The following is an 18,667-nucleotide window of genomic DNA, read 5'->3' on the forward strand; positions in this document are numbered from 1 at the left end:
TCTATTGCTGATGGCGACACTGCGTCGCGGAGGAGGTTTCGCTGAAACTTCTTTCAGAAAGCAGCTTAACGCTTTACTCGGCAGCTTTCGCGCTCCTCCGTGAATTGGCGGCAGCGATAGCCGTTAGTTTTATGTCCACTGCCGCCTGCATAACTCTGCCCCACTGTGCTGTTACTGAGCGGTCGTTGAATTGCTCGGCAGTTTGCCGGGCCTGTCCGCGCATATTCTCGAGCTGTTCGGGGTCCAGTCTGCTTTGCCGGATGATGCTGTCCGCGAGGGCCGCTACGTCCCCGGCCTTGACCAGAAATCCGTTCACGCCGTCGACAATGATGTCGGCCGGTCCGTACGGCATATCGTAGGCGATGGGGATACAGCCGACGCTCATCGCTTCCAAAAGAACCAACGGCAGTCCCTCCATTCGGCTGGTCAGAAGTACGAAAGAAGCGCTCTCCAGCCGCTTCCTCGGCTCGTCGTCATAGCCGGCAAGCTCAACGCAGTCCTGCATGTTGGCTTGGGAGATAACCCCGGTCAGTGCATCACGCTCGGGTCCCTGCCCGTAGATAGTCAATTGAAAAGGCTCTGCCGATACGGCGTTGGCCGCGGCGATCCCCCGGATTGCATGGTCGACCCGCTTCCGTCTGGTCAGACTGGCAAGCATGACCCCATGATGTTGCATTCGGTCCACCGAGGTTGGAAGAGCCGGGGGCAGCTCCGTGCTGTTGGGCACCACAAACGTATTGTCGGGGCCATCGAAAGCGATGTCCACGTCTTCTTTTTGTCGGGCGGTCAGCAACACGATCCCGTCATAGGTATTCAGCCGCTCAAAGACGTACCGCCGGACCGAGCTGAGCTCCCCATGGGGTGGGACCTGGCCGGATGCCATATGCGAATTGTGAACCATGTGCAGAGTCACCACATGATCCCTGCGGAACCGAGTGATGAAGTTAGCGGTGGACTTGCTGTCAACGATCATGTAGGTCTCCCGCGCTCCGGTCACGGTGTCCAGCCAGAACAGGTAGAGCGGCCACATCTGGTTCCAGGCAGCGACGGGATGACCCCCGTTGTCGCAGAGTGTGATGCGGCGGCCCCCCTCAGTTCCAAATTCGTTCAGGTCCCGTTGATCTGAGACAAAGATTGTGCCGTCAGGACGAAGATAATCGATTTGGAGGGTGCCCTGGCCCGCTGCGTCTTCCCGGATCCTGCGACCGAGTGCATCCGGAGTGATTTCCTCTTTGGAGATCTCAGCCCCTGGTATCGGGCGGAAAATTCCTTTAACTTCTTTCCCCGATTGGGCCGTACGCAGCTCTTCGTCAGAATACGTGGCGAGCTCTTCCCATAGGTTGCGCAGACGCATACCTGAAATTAGTTCGCCGGATGCCTCCAGCTCACAGCGGACGTCTTCATAGCCGTTGTCGTACTCAAACGTCAGGACATCGACGTCGACTCCGCTCTCGCGGACAAAAGCCCGCGAACGGCGAAGAAGGGCGCTGGTCATTCCTCCGAAGTCTGTGGGTATTCCCCACGTAACGGCGCAGTGGTATCCGCTCGGGAGCAATGGGAGGGACTGACTTTCATTATTTGCTGCGGGCATTGCGTCATTACACCTGTCTGGTAGCGTCGTCATGTTTTCAGGCGAAGCTGATGCTCATGTTGCCGTGGGCTGTGGCGTAGAAGCGGGGAGCTGCCCGCACCTCCGCCAACGGCATACGTGTCACCTTTGTGGTCCCCTGAAGCCGGGTTTCCAAGAATACATCCACGGTTTGTCCGGCTACGGTCTCGAGGATTCTCGGCTCGAAGACGAAGCCCAGGGAATAGGTATCGGGGGCTACTCTCCGTTGGCTTGAGGCTGCTACCCGAAAAAAAGCCTCCCCCGGTCTGATTCGGATCCGGCAGAAAAACCTGGGGCTGCCTTCCAGAGATGACGCTTCGACCAGTTCGACGCGCACATGGGCTCTCACCTCCAGCTCTCCGCCGGCGCGGTATTCGCAAGCCGATGTGGATATTTCCGTCTTGTATCGGGGCTGATTAATCCGCTTGCGGGTTGCAGCATGGGTTATGGCCGCTCCCCAAAGCTTTACGACATTAGCATCCGAGAAGTCAGTAGCCCTCTTTTGCGCAGCCGCCCGCATCTGCTGAATCCGTTCCTCGGGCAACGAGACAAAGTCGGAAATGCACTTTGCCAGAGCATCAATGTCGCCGTATTCCACCAGGAATCCGTCGACGCCATCAGTGATGATGGAAGCCGGGCCGTAGCGGAGGTCATACACAATGGGGATACACCCGGCCGCCATGCTTTCCACGATAACCAGTCCGAAAGCCTCAGAAGTACTCGTCAGGAGCGAGAAGGACGCACCTCGGAAATGCTGCTGAGCGTTAGGGACGTGCCCCATCAATTTCACGTCGACCGCTGCATCAAGTTCGACCAGCAGTTGCTCCAAATTGGCGCGTTGCGACCCGTCACCGTAAATCCGAAGTTGGACCTTGTCAGCGAGGTTTTTGTTGGCCAAATGAACGGCTTTGATGGCGTGATCGACGCGTTTCCTGTGGCTGAGGGTCGCCGCCTGGATGCCGAGCCGGGGGCTTCGCCCGGCTTCATTCCCTCCGTAGACATCGGTGGACCGGCCATTCGGCACGATGTAAGTCTTGCCTGTATCGGCGTATCTTTTATGGACGTCAACGGCCTGCTGCTCCGTCAGGTAAACGACGCCGTCGAAAGAGTCCAATCGGGGGAAAACTTCCTCGGCCGACGGCGTCAACTCCGATGAAAATTCGCCAGTGCTGGATTTGAGGTGATTTTCGTGAATCTGGTACATGACCACCGCGTTCTCACGGCGGTAGCTCGCCATGAACCGGGCAGTATTTTTGTTGTCCACGATGAAATATGCTGTGCTGTCGGAAATCAGGTAGTCCAACCAGGAACGGTATAGTCCCCACGCGGAACCCCATTCCTGGAGGGGTAAACCATCAAGGCCGCACATCGTCAGGGACCGTCCGCCATGGAGACCGGGCTGCTTCACATCGTGGCGATCAGACAAAAGTAGCGATCCGTCGGAACGGAAGTGATCCATTTGGAGCAGCGTGACGCCGTCCTCTGCATAACGGGCAATACGCTTGTGAGGTCCGTCCAGTTCCACCCAGTCCGTGGCAGTTTCCCGTGGCAGGGGAGAAAAGGCATTGAAGTCTTCGTCCTCCGCGGCGGAATCGCTGGCCCTGCCTGCGGAGTCGGCAGCAACGGCCATGGCGGGCAGATCCTCCCAAAGGTTCAAAACACAGGTGTCTTCGCGCAAGTACCCTCGTTCCTTCAGTACGGCGCGGATCTGTGAGTAGTCCCGAAAGTCATCGAAGGTCAGGATGTCAACCGGCGATCCCCCTTCGGAGGCGAAAGACCGGGAACGGTGCAGCATGGCGTTGGTGCGCCCCGCAAACTCAGTCGGTAGGCTCCAGGTAACGGAAAAGTGCCGTCCGGGCGGCAGGACGCGCAGACCTTGATCAGCGTTCAATTTTTTTCCTAACGGTATATAAGTCAATTTGAGTCTTGTGGATCCAGGTATAGGCCGGGGACGGCACCCCACAGTCAACGCCAGAAGCCTCGGGTGTCTATTACGTGCTTCCCCGCCAAGCTGTCCGGCTCGATGTCCCGGAATTTGTCGTGGCCTACCAACAGCACAATTACCTGCGCGGCGCCGACGGCGGCAGCGGTCTGGGCCACTGTCACATTCCCCAGGACGGCCAGCTCCTGCGGGAGGTGGCCCTCGTGGGGTGCCGCCACCAGAATCGCGGCTTCCGGGCGGTTCAGTGCTACCTCCCGGACGATATTCACGGCCGGCGACTGCCGGACGTCGTCGATGTTGGCTTTGAACGCCAGGCCCAGACAGGCGATTACCGGTTTGTCGAATTCCTTCGCCGCCCGGAGCACCTGTTCCACGACGTATCCGGGCTTGCTGTCGTTGATTTCGCGCGCGGTCCGGATGAGGGTCGCGTTTTCCGGGTCGGCCGCAACGATGAACCACGGGTCCACAGCTATGCAGTGGCCGCCCACGCCGGGGCCCGGCTGCAGAATATTGACGCGCGGATGATGGTTAGCCAGGCGAATGAGCTCCCAGACATCGATGCCCAGGTTCTCGCTGATCAAGGAAAGCTCGTTGGCGAAGGCAATGTTCACATCGCGGTAGGCGTTTTCCACCAGCTTGGTCATCTCCGCCGTTGCCGCATCGGTCAGGTGGATCTCGCCCTTGCAGAACACCGCGTACAGGGCCGCCGCGGCTTCGGCTGCTTCAGGCGTCAGACCCCCCACCACGCGGTCGTTGGTGACCAGTTCAATCATGACGCGGCCCGGGAGCACCCGTTCCGGGCAGTGCGCCACCAGGACCATCGGCTTTCCCTGGCTGCCGTCGATGCTCAAATCCGGTCGGAGTTCCAGGATGCACTCGGCCAGCCGTCGCGTACTGCCGGGCGGTGAGGTTGATTCGAGAATGACCAGCTCGCCCCCGCGCAGCTGCGGGGCTATCCCTCTGGCCGCGGCGTCAATGTAGGCCATATCGGGGGATTTGTCCGTTTTGAACGGTGTCGGCACGGCTACGATATAGGCGTCCGCGTGCGGCGTGTCGGCCTGTGCCCGCAGGCGTCCCTGGCTGACCGCACCGGCAACATGGATGCTGAGGTCCGGTTCCACGAAGGGGACATCCCCATTGTTGACCGCGGTGACGGTGGAAGGATTCACGTCCACGCCGATGACTTCCAGACCGTTCGTGGCGAGGATGGCCGCCGTGGGCAGTCCAATATAGCCAAGGCCGACGACGACGACGGTACTGATGGGGGTCACCACATTTCCTGTTCTAGATGTCAACATGTTCGTCCAGCCTTCCGTAGAATTTCAGATCGCCGGATGCCAGCAATTCAGCGTCATCTACCTGCCAGGTGTGTCCTGTGCCTGTCCGGATCTGGAAGTAGTTGAACCGATCTGCGGAATAGATGCTCCTACCCGCTGCTGCGGCGGTGCGCAGAAATCCGGTGTCTTCACCTACCCCGAGATGCGGAAACGGGTGGTTCAGTACCGTTTCCTTGCGCGCCATGATGGTGGGCCCCATCACGAAATCCGTGAAGCGGTGCTCCTTGGCGGCATTGCGGATGATTGCCGCATTTGAGGTCTCCAGGTGCATATAGTGGGCCTGCTTTCCCACGATATCCGCGGCAGAGTAGGACATGGCAAACAACTGGTCGCTGAGGTACTCGGGGCCGTAATGATCGTCGTCGTCCATTTTGGCCACCACTTCGCCGTCGGCGGCAGCAACGCACCGGTTCAGGCACTCTCCGAGGGAAACATCCGCGGGTGCGTCCAGGAGGACCACGTGGTCCAAGCCGTACCTGCCGGACAGCTCGGCCAGCCGCTGCGGCGCCAGCGTAAACCCGTGCGTCAGCAGGATCAGCTGAGGTGCCACGGAACTCTGGACGGCCAGGGTTCGGAAGACCGTGTCCAGATGCTGGGGGCGGATGGTCGGCAGCAGCACGGAGACGGATGGTCTGTCGAGAGCAACGTGGCGTTGTGGCAGGACGCCGAAAAGCACCGTCTCCGCGCGGTGGGCGTAGGTATGGGACTGCCAGATTTTGCGCTGCGCGAGATGGACGGTGCGGTCGTTGAGTTCAGCATTGGCCACCAAGGCCCTGGTCAGCAGTTCCGCCTCCCGGCGCGTCGACGCGACGGGGACCTCGTCAGCGGAGAAGAACCTTCGCACGGCCAGGCTGGGCGCCGTGACCACAGGTGTCCCAGAGGCGGAGATTTCGAAGATTCTGCGGGCACACATGCTGGCCGAGTCCACCACGGAGTTGACGTTGAGGAAGACTTTGTAGGCCTTGTAGGCCGAGAGCATCTGCAGATAGGTCAGCGAACCGACCACCCGGGAGTCCATGGGCGCCGGGAACTGGTAGTTCGGGTCCCCGCCCAGCTGGCGGGAAAAGATCTCCAGCCCGTGCTGCATTTTTGCCGAGGCGTCCAGGGCACCGCCGAGCACCAGATCCATCTGCTCCCGGCGTTGCGGATATTTGTGGGCGAAGTACATGCCGGCGAAAGCCACATCACGCCGGTGCCAGCCCGTACCCGGCCGCACGGGGTTGTGCACCGCGGGCTGGGCCGCAAAAGGCAGGGCGGAGACGCGTTCATGACCCAGGTCCCGCACGTAGTGCTCCACACGGTCTTCGTCCGAGGTAAAAACGTGGTCGAACAGCCGGGCCGCGGGCAGGAAGTCCGCATAGTGCGGCGGATCCTCCTTGTTCCAGAACACCGTGGGGATTCCCCGGCCATGGCACCAGGCCAACATTTCGCGGAAGCTCTGACTGGGGCCGTCGTCACCGGCGATCTTTCCGCGCCACAGTCCTCCGTTGCCCGCCCAAGCAGACTCCACGAAGACCAGATCCAAATCCTGCTTCGCCAGATCTGCACGCCAGGTCAGGGAGTGAATCGGGAGAATATCCCACTCGTAGCCGAATGCCAGGGCGGAAAAGTCGTCCAAAATGACGCCGGCCCTGATGTCCGGCCGCCGGGGCCCGCGCGACGGAGGCGTTGCCGCGGCGAAGGAAAGGCGGCGACGACGTCCCCGGCCGGTCCATGCTGCCTCGGCTCCCCGCACTCCGGCAGGTGATGCAAGGTCGAGGTGAATGCGGCGCCGGGAACGCCAGGTGTTGAACTGTGAGCGGCCGCCGCGGCGGAAATGCCACAGACCATCCCGAATGTCCTGAAGTTGGTACATTACAGCCCACCCTTCCGACGGCCGGAGGTGCGCTCCCTTATTTCCGTGGCGACCAGGTTGGCGCGGGCTTCGCTCCTGATCTTGGCGGCAGAAATGTTGTTGCCCTTGGACAGGTGGCTGGTGAAGTCCTTGTAGGCCTTCACCGCCTCCTCCGGGTCGCCGTCCATAATCAGGTCGCCCTTGTCCAGCCAAAGGGTCCGCGTGCACATATCCGTGATGGTCCCCAGACTGTGACTGACCAGAAGCACGCACCCCGCTTGGGCCCGCAGCTCATCCATGCGCTGCTTGCTGCGGTCACTGAATTGGGCGTCACCTGTGTTCAGCGCCTCATCGACCAGGAGGATCTCCGGATCCAAGCTGGCAGCGATGGCAAAGCGCAGCCGCGACGACATACCGGACGAGTACGACTTCATCGGAAGGTAGATTGCCTTTTCCAGCCCGGAAAGCTCCACGATTTTGTCAAAGCGGCTATCGATTTCGGGCCTTGCCAGCCCCATGGCGAGACAACCCAGTACGACATTCTGGTCTCCCGAAAGATCGGGGACCAAGGCTGCGTTGACACCAAGCATCACCGGTGTGCTGGAGGCCAGCACCGACCCGCTGGTAGCCCGAAGCTGGCCGCTGATGAGCTTCATGAGCGTGCTTTTCCCGGAACCGTTTCGGCCAATGATGCCGACGGATTCCCCTCGTTCAACCACGAGCGACAGCTCGTTGAGAGCCCTGACGGTCACCGTGTGCGGCCTGCGTCTCAAGCGCCGCGCCAGACCTCGTTTTTGAACATCTGCAGCCAACGCCTCGGTAGAGGGGACCTTGAACTGCATCTCCACGCGGTCGACCACCACGCAAGGGTGGCCTTCGACACGCACCAATGCCTCAACTGCGGCCATACGTCTCCTCCCCCCGCCAGAAGAAGACGATTCCAATCGCGAGTGCTCCGAACGCCCAGGCGGAAAGAATGCCCCACGACCGCCAGGCGGGCAGAGTGTCATACAGGAGACAGTTGCGCACGATGTCAATGACATTGAAAAGCGGGTTGATTTTCACCAGCGCCAGGATCTGCGGGTGCGTTATGAACCGATCATAGGAATAGAAAATGGCCGACCCGTACATCCAGGCACGCATCCCGAAAGGGATCAGGTGCGTGACATCGTGGACCCTGGACACAATCCGGGCCAGGATCAGTCCCACTCCGAGGTTGAACACAAATTGCAGTGTGATCGCCGGAAGAATAAGGATCCACCGCCACGTAATGCTCTCGGCGGGCGGCAACACGATGATGATCAGGAGCATTGCGAGGATCATCGGGACGCCCATGAGCAGTTCCCTGAGGTTGGCACCGATCACGAGGGTCGCCCGGGGAAAATTGAACGCCTGGACCACGCTCTTGCTGTTGTGCACGGAGCGGGCGCCGCTGGTGATGGCACCGGCGCTGAGCTGGAACATAAAGATCCCCACCACCAGGTAGCCGAGGAAGTTCTCAATGCCGCGGTTGGTATGCAAGAGCAGACCGAAGATCACGTAGTACGTGAGGCCGTTGAGGATCGGGTTGAGGATCAGCCACGCGCTGCCAAGACGGTCCCGCCGGGTGCCATTGAGAACGCGCGCCCGGGCATCGTAGAAGACGAAGTGGCGGTAATCCCAGAGCTGCACCAAATAATCCAGAAATCCCGGCCGCGCCCCCACCCGGCTCAGTTTGCGCGTGTTGACCGCGAGGGGCTGCACTGCCGCTGGTTCCGGCAGCGTTGTTTTTTTCGGGGACACTAGCTGGCCCTCCCTAAGCTGAAATCCTGATATGCGTCGTCATACAAGGCGGCGTTTGCCGACCATGTGCGGGTCCGCAGCACCTTGTCACGGCCGCGCACCCCGAGTTCCAAGCGTACGGCGTCCTGGGCCAGCAGCGTCCCCAGCGCCTCTGCCAGCGCCCCGGGATCCTCGGCCGGGCACAACCGGCCATTGACGCCGTCGTGCACTATTTCCCGCAGCGCCGGCAGATCGCTGGCCACCACGGGACGGCCGCTGGCCAGCGCTTCAACGGGCTTCAGCGGCGTCACCGTACGGGTTACTTCCAGGTTTTTGCGCGGAACCACGAAGATGTCCAGAGCTTGGTGGTACAGCGGGGTCTGCTCCCTAGCTACTCTACCGGTAAAGATTACCCGTCCCGTGAGACCCAGGCTGCGCACCTGCTTCTGGAGAGCAGCGGATTCCACACCGTCGCCCACCATGAGCAGGCGCAGATCGGGGAGGTGCGGGGCCAATAACGCGAAGGCCGCCACGAGATCGTCGAGCCCCTCATAGGCAACCAGGCTGCTGACCGTGCCGATGTACTGGCCCGTTTCCGGGAGCCCCAGGGCGCGTCGGGCGGCCTGCGGGCTGCCGGGCTCTTTGAGGAAATCCCCACCCACTGCGTTGGGGCAGATCATGATCCGCTGCTCCGGAACGCCGGCGGCCATGATGCCCCGTTTCATGGTCTCCCCCAGCGTCACCACCAGATCCGCGCTGCGCATCACGTCCACCTCGCGTTCCTGGAAGAGCCGGTAGCGTTCGCTCTCCCGGGCCTCCGGACCACGCCGGGCGGCCCAGCTGTCCGCGAGCTGACCGCGCACCTCATAGACCCACGGAATGTCCAAAGCTGCCGCCACCTCGCGGGCCACTAGTCCGTTCACGAAGTGCGTGGTGGTGTGCAGCACGTTGGGGCGGAAGGCGCGGCCGATCCTCAGCAGCTCCGCGCTCTGCTGTGCCAACCTGGCGTCCATGCCGGAAGCCAGCCGGGCCGGGAGCAGCCGCTGATACGGCACGCCGTCCACCACGTCGGTTTCCCGGGCCAGGATTTTGCCGACCTGGACGGGGTAGCCCAGGCGCGTCACGGCGCGGACATCCCAACCGGCTGCCTGCTGGGCGCTGAGGATGGAGTGGGTGCGCTGGGCGTAGCCGCTGGCCGTGTGCGGGAGCGAGTTGGTGAGCAGGTGCAGGACGCGGCGGCTCTCCCGCGCTGCAGGAGCCGCCGTCGGCGTCTGAGTCTGCGTCCGCGCCGGGAGTTGCCGGCCTGAACGCGTCGGCGCGGGGGGCTCCGGCACAGGAAGCGTCGGCGCGGGGGGCTTCACCGTCGCGGCACCGGTGAAGACGGACAACTCGGCGGCGAGCCGTGCATGCTGCCGTGCCAGCGGGCCCGTTTGGCCGTCCAGCACGGCGACAGCCTCGCTCATCGCGCCACCGTACCAACGCCGTCGTGCCACCGTGGCCGCCAGCCGTGCAGTGCCGGGAACCACTGTGTCCAGCAACTTGTCTGCCCACTGCGGCAGATCCGCTGCGAGGGCAACGTCGGCGGCGCGTCGTGCCTGCTGTCCTGCCAGACCATGTTCGACGGCGGCGGCCAGGCGGCGCTCGAGCCCGGCCTTGTCGCCGGCGGCAATGCAGGCCAACAGCACAGCCGTGACGCTGGAATTTTTCGGTGCGACGCGGCTCACGAACAGGGCGGGAGGGCGAACCAGCCGGGCGGGCAGCCGGCGCAGGATCTGCAGGCACAGCAACAGGGGATCATCCGTCAGGTGTTCCGACGCGGTGCGGGCCGCCAGACCGGCGTTACGGAGCAGCTGTGTCAAAGCACGCCCGGAGGTCTGCCGGCCAACTCGGAAATGACATTCATGTAGCGCGCGGACAGCTGACTGTAATCGGCATTTTCCTTGACCCACTGGCGGCTGTCCTCGCTGCGGATCAGCCTGCCGCGGTCCGCAGCGAGTCCGCGCCACAGCGCGGCGATGGCTTCGGGATGGGCCTTGACCACATCCCCCGCGCCGGCATCGCGGACAATGCGCTCGGCCTCGCCGAGGACCACCGCGGTGACATGCCGGCCGATGGCCAACACCTCATAGGTCTTGGACGGCACGGTGGTTTTGAAGGACTTCCAGTCATCCCGAAGGGAAACGATGCAGGTATCCGCCTTGGCGTATTGTTCCAGCACTTCCGGCCCGTGCAGGGAGGGAAGGAACGTCACCGGTGCATCGAGTTCGCGCGCCAGCCTGACGAGGTCTTTGCGCTGTGTACCGTGCCCGACCAGGGTCAGCCGCATGGAGCTGCCCACCAGCGCACTGGCCCGGATGATGACGTCCAGACGCTGGCTCGCACCGTGATTGCCCAGGTACAGGGCGGTGAAGACTTCCTTGTCCATGTCCGGCGCCGGCAGCACCGGAATCGTGTCGACGTCCAGGCCATTGCTGACGGTGGATACGTTCCGCACACCGCGTGCCCGAAGGGTGTCGGCGAACCCTTCGGTGACGGTGACCACCAGTTCCGCGCGGTTCTGGATGAACTCCACCACGTGCTCCACCACGGATTTGACGCTGCCCTGGACCAGGCGGGCGTCGCGGGCCAGGTCCGGCCAGGCATCACGCATTTCCACGACCAGCGGGACCCTGCGGATGCGGGAGACAATGAAGCCGGCGGCCAGAATGGGAAGGCTGGGGGCCGTGGCTACAATCACATCGGGCCGGCGGCGCAGCAGACTGCCGGGGATGGACATGACGGCGGAGAAACACTGGTCGACCAGGCGGCCCAGCTGGGAATTGCCGTGCGGTATGAAAGGGACGCGCATGATGCGTTCGCCAAAGCGCCCGCGCTGGGTGCGGAAGGGAACGCCGGCTTCCTGACGGGGCAGCTCGCGGCGGCCGACGGGAAAATGGGCCACCGGGGCGACGACGTCCACCTGCCAGCCGGCATGCCGGAAATCACGGATGAAAGCGCTCCAGCGGCGCTGCGGAGGGCTGTGCTCGGGCCAATACGAATGAGCCAGCAGCAGAACCTTCAGCGGTTCTTTTTCCGGCAACTCTCTGCTTGACTGCTTGTCGTTGGCCACAGCGCCCTACTTTCCAGGTACAGGCGGGCCACGGCGGCCGTTGCCGCGCAGCAACCTGAAGTACAGGAAACCGAGTCCAAGCAGGACGGCAACGGCCAGCAGCTGCAGCAGCAGCGGGCTGCCCGCGTTGGATGCCAGGCTTGCGTCGATTTTGGGAGTGCCGCCGGACTTGCCGCCCGCACCCACCGCGGCTTTCGGTTTAGCCGACGCCTTCGGCTTGGGAGTGGCCGTGGGGCTGGCGGTGGCGCTGGCGGTTGCCGAATCGGACGCTGTTGCTTCCGCTGTTGCTGTTGGCGGATCAGCGGTGACGTCCCCGGGTACGGTGTACTGGTCAGCCGGAACTGGCAGGTTGTCACTGGGAATCACCGCCGGCTGCGGCTGCACGACAGGAGGAGCGGCCGGCGCCTGATCCACCGGTGTTTCCACCGGCAGCGGCGTATCCGGTAAAGACGGTGGGGCCGGCGTGTCCCCTGGTGGCGCCGTTTCACCTGGCGGCGCCGTGTCACTTGGCGGCGTTTCTCCTGGTGAGGGGGTGGTCGTATCCCCAGGCGACGGGGTGGTCGTATCCCCAGGCGACGGGGTGGTCGTATCCCCAGGCGACGGGGTGGTCGTATCCCCAGGCGACGGGGTGGTCGTATCCCCAGGCAGCGACGGAGTCGTATCCGAAGTCAGGAAGGTGCCGGGTGCCGCAGTCGACGAGTCACCGCCGCCGCCATCGGTGGCCATTGCCGGGGAGCTGACGAACATCAGCAGCACGACAACGAGAAGGGCACCAAGAGCTGCCTTTAAACCACGTGTCCCGCTACCTGAGATACTCCCCAACGATCCCCCTCTGATGAGTGATATAGACGCTTCGATCGTGCTGGCGGACTGTGAACGTCCGTTCCGCTTGCCCAGAGCCGCTATACGCTGGGATCTTCAGGCCTTCTATTACAACTTTCACATGCTACAGCATGTGTAGCGCATCCCACCCTTCGGGGCCGAAATTCGCTGGGACAGACCCAGGCCGCCGGGCTTCAGTCCGCTCTCTATGTCCGCACTGCCAGCTCCAGCACCCCACTGCCGGCGGCGTGCAGCCGGGCCGGACGTGCAAGCGCCGGACGGTAGCCTTGAAGCATGCTTTCGTCCGCCCGTTCGGCCCCTCGTCCACTTCGCCCTCTCCCCCGCCTGCTGACGCTGGCCGCCCTGGCCGGAGCCGCCGTCGTCCTTTCCGGCTGCACCCCTGCGGTGGAGGTTTCCGCGGCCCCGGACTCAACGGACCCGGCCTGCGCGCCGATGATGGTGGCGCTGCCGGACTTGCTGGCCGACGCACCCCTGCGCCCGACGACGACGCAGGCAACGGCCGCCTGGGGTGATCCCTCGCTGGTGATTCTGCGCTGTGGGGTTACGGTTCCGGGGCCGACCACGGACCGCTGTGTGGGGGTCAACGGCGTGGACTGGGTCATCCGGCAGGACGCCTCGACCTGGACGCTGACCACGTACGGCCGCACCCCTGCCACGGAGATCGTGCTGGATCCGGACAAGATCGCCTCCAGCACGGTGCTGGCACAGCTCTCCAGTGCGGTGTTGAGAATTCCCTCGACGAAGGCCTGCCTGGGGGCGGCGGACGAGACCGCGGTGCCGACCAAGTAGATTCGGCGGTGCCCGCCGCCTCGGCTAGAATCACAGGTGAACCGCTCCCCGCGTCATGGTGCCAACGGGTCCCGACCTTGGGTGCGTGTGATCCTGACCGGGCCGTGACGGAGCCGGAACCAACTTTGGAGACAGATGACGAACAGTTCTGATGCGCCCGGCCCTGATCCCGATAGCAACGGGGGACGGAGCCTGGGGCCCGACGGCGGCGCGGGCCAGTCCCGGAGCGGTGTCGGGCACAGCAGAGGCCGGGTGACCCGCAAAAAGGGGCTGATCATTGGCGGCGGCGCCGCCGCAGCCGTTGTCGCCGTCGTCGTTGTTGCCTCGCTGACCCTTGGCGGCAATTCGCCTCAGGCCGCTGGGACGTCCGCCCCGGCGTCGTCGTCCGCCGCCACCACGTCTGCCTCCGCGTCGGCCCCGGCCACCGCGGCCAAGACGTTCGCGCCCTTCGACCGCCCCGAATATGTGCAGGCCGGCGCGGCAGCAGGCGCCGTAAACCCGATCGCGGCCACGACGGTCTCGGTGACGGACCAGGCCCTGGGAACCGCGATGCCGGACGGCCTGATGGGTCTGTCCTTCGAAACCGATGTGATGACCGATCCCCGGTTCGACCCGGCCAATTCCGACCTCACCGCCGTGCTGGCACATATGAACAAGCCCGTGATCCGCTTCGGTGGCCAGTCCGTGGACCGGCGCTTCTTCTGGACCTCCACCGATGAACCGATTCCGAACTGGAAGCTTGTCCCCGCATTCTCGGGGGATACCCGGCCGATCCTGAAGGTCACGCCGGCCGACCTGCAGCGGATCAAGAAGGTGGCCGATGCGTCCAACGCGACCGTCGTGTTGACGGCGGACCTTGGGCACTTCGATCCCGCCAGGGCGGCCGACCTGGCACTGAACGCCAAGAAGATTCTCGGTGACCGGCTGCAGGGTATGACCATGGGCAATGAGCCGAATGGCTACTACGGCGAGGGCCGGGAGTACATGACCATTCGGGGCAGCGACTACGGCTTCCCCAAATATCAGAGGGAACTTATGGCCTACGTATCGGCCGTGACCGCAGCCGTGCCGGACCTGAAAATCATTGGTCCGGACGTTTATTCGGAAGAGTGGTGGAAGCAGTTCGTGGCGGCCAAGGTGCCCAACTTGGCAGCCTTGAGCTATCACAACTACCCAATGTCAGCCTGCAAGACTACCGGCCAATCGGACTCGCCGACTATCGCCACGGCAATGTCCCGCCAGCGTGCCCAGCAGAGCCTCGATTTCCAGGCTGTGGTGGTGGACCTGGCTAAGAAAGCCAATGTTCCGGCGTGGCTGACGGAGACCGGCGTTTCTTCCTGCGACGGCGGGAACGAGACCACCAAGAAACATGTCTCCGCCCTATGGACGTTCAACTACGCCCTTGGGGCCGCTCAGATCGGCGTCTCCCAGGTGGACATGCACAGCGGACTCGACGCCTGCAAGGGTGGTCCGCCGCTCTCCCCCATCTGCGACAGCGGCCCGTACAAGAAGCCCAATGGAATCATCACCATGCAGCCGGCCTACTACGGCATGATGCTCGCCAACAGCATCGGCGCGGGCGCGTTCCAGAAGGTCGATACATCCGGCAATGAGAACGTCTACGGCTACTCCGTCAAGCACGACGACGGCAGCATGAGTGTCGTCGTCGTCAATCAGAACGATCCCACTAAAGACGCGCAGGCACCGGTGAGCATACAGCTGCCCGCACAGGCCGCGACCGCCACCATGAGCCAGATGACGGGTCCGAGTTTCGACGCGGAAGCCCAGACTCGGATTGACGGGCTGGAATCCGCGGGCGTGCCCAAGGAAACGCAGGGCCGGATCCCGGGTTTTACCGCGGGCGACAAATCCGTGACTCTCCCGGTAACATCCGGAACCGCCACCGTCTTCACCTTCACCTTCTGAGCCGCCCTCCCCTCCCTCCCGAGCCGCCCTCCCCCAACTGAGTAGCAGATATGGCACTCAAAACGCGTTTTGAGTGCCATAAGTGCGACTCAGATGAGGCGCCAGCGGCACAGCCTGCGTCGAAGTCTCAGCTCCAACGAGAACAGGGTCCGGCTCCGTCTCGAACACGGGGGCGGAAGCCCGGTCGTAACGCTCCTGCGGTCGCCGGTCCGGCGGGGAGCCGGCGCGCAGCAGCAGCCCGCATAACCGGATCCGACCGGGACGGGGTGATGGGCCTCCACACGGCCGCGGGCGGCCTTGGCCGACCACCGATTAGGCTTGAGACGCTAGCGCAGGCCGGTTTTGCGGTTCAGCCCCAGCTGCAGGAGCTCGTCGATCAGCTCCGGATAGGACAACCCGGATGCGGCCCACATCTGCGGGTACATGGATTTGGGCGTGAACCCGGGCATGGTGTTGATCTCGTTGATGATGATCTCGCCCTCGTCCGTGACGAAGAAGTCCACCCGGGACAACCCCTCGGCGCCGACAGCGTCAAACGCCACGGCGGCGAGGTCACGGATGCGGGTGATGACCTCGTCGGACAGGTCCGCGGGGCAGGTCAGGGCCGCGGCGTTGTCCTGGACGTATTTGGCCGCGAAGTCGTAAAAGGCATGCTGGGAGTCCGTGACCACGATTTCCCCGGGCATGGACGTTCGCGCGGCACCGCTCCCCCTGCCCTCCAGCACGGCACACTCGATCTCGCGGCCCACGATCCCGGCCTCGATCACCAGCTTCAGGTCATGCAGGCGCGCCTCCTCGATCGCCGCGGGCAGCTCGGCAAGGGTCTCCACCTTGGAGATCCCCATCGAGGACCCGGCCCGCGCCGGCTTCACGAAGACGGGGAAGCCCAGCGCCGCGACGCTGTCCCGCACGGTCTGCGGGTCGTTGGTCCACTGCCGGTCCGTGACGGCCACATAGGGGCCAACATCCAGCCCGGCCGCGGCAAATACAACCTTCATGAAGTGCTTATCCATGCCGACGGCAGAGGCCAGCACACCGGCGCCCACGTACCGGGTGTCGGAAAGTTCCAGCAGCCCCTGGATGGTGCCGTCCTCGCCGAAGGGCCCGTGCAGCACCGGGAACACCACGTCCACCTCGCCCAGTTCCACCGGCACATGGTTCGGTGCGGTCACGATCAGCTGCGGCGATCCGCCGGTCCCGGTGAGCGAGACCGTCTTGTCCGACGGCGGCACTTCGGGCAGCTGCGCAGAGCTCAGTGACCACTGCGAGGGGTCGCCTGAGGCGAGCACCCACTGGCCGGTTTTAGTGATGCCAATCGGGACGACGTCGTATTTGTCCCGGTCGATCGCGCCCAGCACGCCGGCGGCGGTGACGCAGCTGACGGCGTGCTCGCTGGAGCGTCCGCCGAAGAGGACGACGACGCGCGGCCGACGGGATGGGTGGGCGGCGCCGCTGCCGCCGCCGTCGTCGGTCATGGAAGTGCTATTGACGCTCACGCTTGATATTCGCCTTCGGATTTCAGATCGCGGCCCATCAGGCGCGGACCCAGTTCGGCAATGGACAGTTCCCCGGCCAGGACGGCGACGACGGCCTCCGTGATCGGCATTTCGATGCCCAGCTGCAGGGCCAGCTCGTGCACGGCCTGGGCGGATTTGATGCCCTCCGCCGTCTGCGTCATCCGGCCGCCGACCTGTTCCAGGGTCAGCCCCTCGCCCAGCAGCCGGCCGGCCGTGCGGTTCCGGCTCAGCGGCGACGAACACGTGGCCACAAGGTCGCCGAGCCCGGCCAGCCCGGCCATGGTTTCCGGCTCGCCGCCCAGCGCCAGGGCCAGCCGCGTCGTTTCGGCCAGTCCCCGGGTGATCACGGACGCCTTGGTATTGTCGCCCATCTGCTTGCCGTCGCAGATGCCCACGGCCAGCGCGATGATGTTTTTGACGATCCCGCCGATCTCCACGCCCACCACGTCGGTATTGGTGTACGGCCGGAAATACGGCGGCGTGCAGGTGGTGGCAATCCACGCCGCCGTCGCTTCGTCCGCGCAGGCCACCACCGATGCCGTGGGCTCCCGCCGGGCAATCTCCATCGCCAGGTTCGGCCCGGAAATGACCGCGATCCGCTCCACCGGCAGGCCCAGCTCCTGGGCAACAACCTGGCTCATCCGGACGTCGGTGCCCAGTTCCAGCCCTTTCATGAGGGAGACGACGACGGCGCCCGGCTCGACGTGCGGCGCCCAAGTGTGCAGCTGGGCACGCAGCGACTGGGCAGGAACGGCCAGGATCACCAGTTCCGCCCCGCGCAGGACCTCGGCGGCCTCTGTGGAGGCGGTGATGTTTTCCGGCAAGGGGATGCTGGCGAGGTACTGCGGATTGCGGTGCCTGGTGTTGATTTCCTCGACCACTTCGGCGCGACGGCCCCAGACCATGATGGTCCGGTCGGTGCCTGCGGCGGCATCGCCGAGCACCTTCGCGAAGGTTGTTCCCCAGCTGCCGGCGCCGAGGACGGCGATCTTCACCGGAGACGGTCTGCGGCGACGGCTCATGAGGCGTCTCCGGCGGGCTTATCGGGGTTAGTCGTGTCGCCGTCGGCCGCGTCGCCCTCGGTCGCGGCGGCGTCGGCCTCGGCGGCCTCGGCTGCGTCGTCGACCAGCACTGCACCAAAGGCAGCTCCGTCGTCGACCGCCTCGTCAGGCGCTGCACCCAAGGCCGCCTCGGCGGTGTCGGCGGAGTCGCCGTCGCCCGTCCCGCTGCCGGCGATTCCGGCCACCCCGGCCGCGCCACGGGCCACGTAACGGCCGTGCGACTTCTGCGCGTGCGCCTTCGGATCCCAGCGCACCGCCGGCGGTTCCTCGCCGCGCAGCTGGGCCAGCAGGGCCGTCATGTCATCGAGAATGACCGTCGTGGCTGCCTCCAGCGTCGCCTTATCCAGGGCAGAGCCCTTGAACCGGCTCAGATCCACCGGGTCGCCGATCAACACTCGGACGGTTTTCCGGGGAAAAATGTGCACGCGCTTGGCGTAGCGCGGGAAGGCCTCCTGGGCGCCCCAATGCGCCACGGGAACCACCGGGGCCCCGGTCATCAGGGCCAGCCGCGCGGCGCCGGTATGGCCGCGCATCGGCCACAGGTCAGGATCCCGGGTCAGCGTGCCCTCCGGGTAGACGATGATGGCGCCGCCCTCGTCCAGCACTTCCTTGGCAAGCTCCAGCGACCGGCCGGCCGTGGCGCCCGCGCGCTGCACCGGAATCTGCCGCGCGCCACGCAGCACTGTGCCCACAAAGGGCGTGCGGAAGAGCCCGTCCTTGGCCATGAAGTGCGGCATGATGTTCTGGTTGTACAACATGTGACCGACAACGACCGGGTCGATCTCCGTGCAGTGCGTGGGACACAGGATGAAGCCCTGGTCCTTGGGCAGCTTTTCCAGGCCCAGCCACTCCTTGCGCATCAGAACGTTCGCCACGGGGCGCAGGGTCCAGGCCGCGACCCCGATCCAAAACCGGGCGCGTTTCGGTAAGCTCAACAGT

General features: G+C 64.2%; 14 protein-coding genes. 2 read left to right on the forward strand and 12 right to left on the reverse strand.

Features of this window, described 5'->3' with window-relative positions; all coding sequences use genetic code 11:
• Positions 1 to 73: 73 nt before the first annotated feature.
• The 9 genes from ACLLJI_RS13075 to ACLLJI_RS13115 form a co-directional block, all read right to left on the reverse strand.
• Positions 74 to 1,495 (reverse strand): glycosyltransferase, encoded by a 1,422-nt coding sequence (locus ACLLJI_RS13075; RefSeq protein WP_434612890.1) that lies wholly within the window; start codon positions 1,493 to 1,495, stop codon positions 74 to 76.
• 133 nt (positions 1,496 to 1,628) lie between these two features.
• Entirely contained in the window at positions 1,629 to 3,287 is a 1,659-nt protein-coding gene (locus ACLLJI_RS13080; protein WP_434612892.1) for a glycosyltransferase, read from the reverse strand.
• 287 nt (positions 3,288 to 3,574) lie between these two features.
• On the reverse strand, positions 3,575 to 4,822 hold the full coding sequence (wecC, locus tag ACLLJI_RS13085) for a UDP-N-acetyl-D-mannosamine dehydrogenase (protein ID WP_434612894.1): 1,248 nt from the start codon (positions 4,820 to 4,822) through the stop codon (positions 3,575 to 3,577).
• A gap of 13 nt (positions 4,823 to 4,835) precedes the next feature.
• Positions 4,836 to 6,743 carry a glycosyltransferase family protein gene (locus tag ACLLJI_RS13090; protein ID WP_434612896.1) on the reverse strand — a complete coding sequence of 636 codons (1,908 nt, stop codon included), beginning with the start codon at positions 6,741 to 6,743 and terminating at the stop codon, positions 4,836 to 4,838.
• Positions 6,743 to 7,630, reverse strand: coding sequence for an ABC transporter ATP-binding protein (locus tag ACLLJI_RS13095; RefSeq protein ID WP_434612898.1), 888 nt, complete (start codon positions 7,628 to 7,630; stop codon positions 6,743 to 6,745). Before ACLLJI_RS13095 ends, ACLLJI_RS13090 begins: the two co-directional genes overlap by 1 nt.
• The gene (locus tag ACLLJI_RS13100) at positions 7,617 to 8,504 is read right to left on the reverse strand and encodes an ABC transporter permease (RefSeq protein ID WP_434612900.1); all 888 of its coding nucleotides are present in this window, start codon (positions 8,502 to 8,504) and stop codon (positions 7,617 to 7,619) included. Before ACLLJI_RS13100 ends, ACLLJI_RS13095 begins: the two co-directional genes overlap by 14 nt.
• Positions 8,504 to 10,342, reverse strand: coding sequence for a glycosyltransferase family 4 protein (locus ACLLJI_RS13105; RefSeq protein WP_434612902.1), 1,839 nt, complete (start codon positions 10,340 to 10,342; stop codon positions 8,504 to 8,506). The genes ACLLJI_RS13100 and ACLLJI_RS13105 overlap by 1 nt, the downstream gene beginning before the upstream one ends.
• A complete protein-coding gene (locus ACLLJI_RS13110; protein ID WP_434612904.1) occupies positions 10,339 to 11,562 on the reverse strand; it encodes a glycosyltransferase family 4 protein in 1,224 nt (407 codons plus the stop codon). Before ACLLJI_RS13110 ends, ACLLJI_RS13105 begins: the two co-directional genes overlap by 4 nt.
• A 36-nt stretch (positions 11,563 to 11,598) precedes the next feature.
• Entirely contained in the window at positions 11,599 to 12,006 is a 408-nt protein-coding gene (locus tag ACLLJI_RS13115; RefSeq protein WP_434612906.1) for a hypothetical protein, read from the reverse strand.
• 702 nt (positions 12,007 to 12,708) lie between these two features.
• On the opposite strand from ACLLJI_RS13115, the gene ACLLJI_RS13120 reads away from it, so the two are divergent.
• Together ACLLJI_RS13120 and ACLLJI_RS13125 are read left to right on the forward strand one after the other, a co-directional pair.
• Positions 12,709 to 13,224, forward strand: coding sequence for a DUF3515 domain-containing protein (locus ACLLJI_RS13120; RefSeq protein ID WP_434612908.1), 516 nt, complete (start codon positions 12,709 to 12,711; stop codon positions 13,222 to 13,224).
• 135 nt (positions 13,225 to 13,359) lie between these two features.
• On the forward strand, positions 13,360 to 15,150 hold the full coding sequence (locus ACLLJI_RS13125; RefSeq protein WP_434612910.1) for a hypothetical protein: 1,791 nt from the start codon (positions 13,360 to 13,362) through the stop codon (positions 15,148 to 15,150).
• Between the two features lie 326 nt (positions 15,151 to 15,476).
• On the opposite strand, the gene ACLLJI_RS13130 is transcribed toward ACLLJI_RS13125, so the two are convergent.
• The 3 genes from ACLLJI_RS13130 to ACLLJI_RS13140 are packed head-to-tail and all read right to left on the reverse strand — an operon-like array spanning position 15,477 to position 18,663.
• Positions 15,477 to 16,625, reverse strand: coding sequence for a D-alanine--D-alanine ligase family protein (locus ACLLJI_RS13130; protein ID WP_434621514.1), 1,149 nt, complete (start codon positions 16,623 to 16,625; stop codon positions 15,477 to 15,479).
• 17 nt (positions 16,626 to 16,642) lie between these two features.
• Positions 16,643 to 17,689, reverse strand: coding sequence for an NAD(P)H-dependent glycerol-3-phosphate dehydrogenase (locus ACLLJI_RS13135; RefSeq protein ID WP_434612912.1), 1,047 nt, complete (start codon positions 17,687 to 17,689; stop codon positions 16,643 to 16,645).
• Complete coding sequence (locus ACLLJI_RS13140) at positions 17,686 to 18,663, reverse strand: lysophospholipid acyltransferase family protein (protein WP_434612914.1); 978 nt, start codon at positions 18,661 to 18,663, stop codon at positions 17,686 to 17,688. Before ACLLJI_RS13140 ends, ACLLJI_RS13135 begins: the two co-directional genes overlap by 4 nt.
• Positions 18,664 to 18,667: the final 4 nt, after the last annotated feature.

Source organism: Arthrobacter sp. A5, from assembly GCF_051131705.1.
GTDB lineage: Bacteria > Actinomycetota > Actinomycetes > Actinomycetales > Micrococcaceae > Arthrobacter_M.

What these genes read in the sequence shown, in the direction of transcription:
- ACLLJI_RS13075 (WP_434612890.1), bottom strand. Translation starts at nt 1,495, where the DNA reads ATGACCAGCGCCCTTCTTCGCCGTTCGCGGGCTTTTGTCCGCGAGAGC.
- ACLLJI_RS13090 (WP_434612896.1), bottom strand. Translation starts at nt 6,743, where the DNA reads ATGTACCAACTTCAGGACATTCGGGATGGTCTGTGGCATTTCCGCCGC.
- ACLLJI_RS13095 (WP_434612898.1), bottom strand. Translation starts at nt 7,630, where the DNA reads ATGGCCGCAGTTGAGGCATTGGTGCGTGTCGAAGGCCACCCTTGCGTG.
- ACLLJI_RS13120 (WP_434612908.1), top strand. Translation starts at nt 12,709, where the DNA reads ATGCTTTCGTCCGCCCGTTCGGCCCCTCGTCCACTTCGCCCTCTCCCC.
- ACLLJI_RS13125 (WP_434612910.1), top strand. Translation starts at nt 13,360, where the DNA reads ATGACGAACAGTTCTGATGCGCCCGGCCCTGATCCCGATAGCAACGGG.
- ACLLJI_RS13130 (WP_434621514.1), bottom strand. Translation starts at nt 16,625, where the DNA reads ATGACCGACGACGGCGGCGGCAGCGGCGCCGCCCACCCATCCCGTCGG.
- ACLLJI_RS13135 (WP_434612912.1), bottom strand. Translation starts at nt 17,689, where the DNA reads ATGAGCCGTCGCCGCAGACCGTCTCCGGTGAAGATCGCCGTCCTCGGC.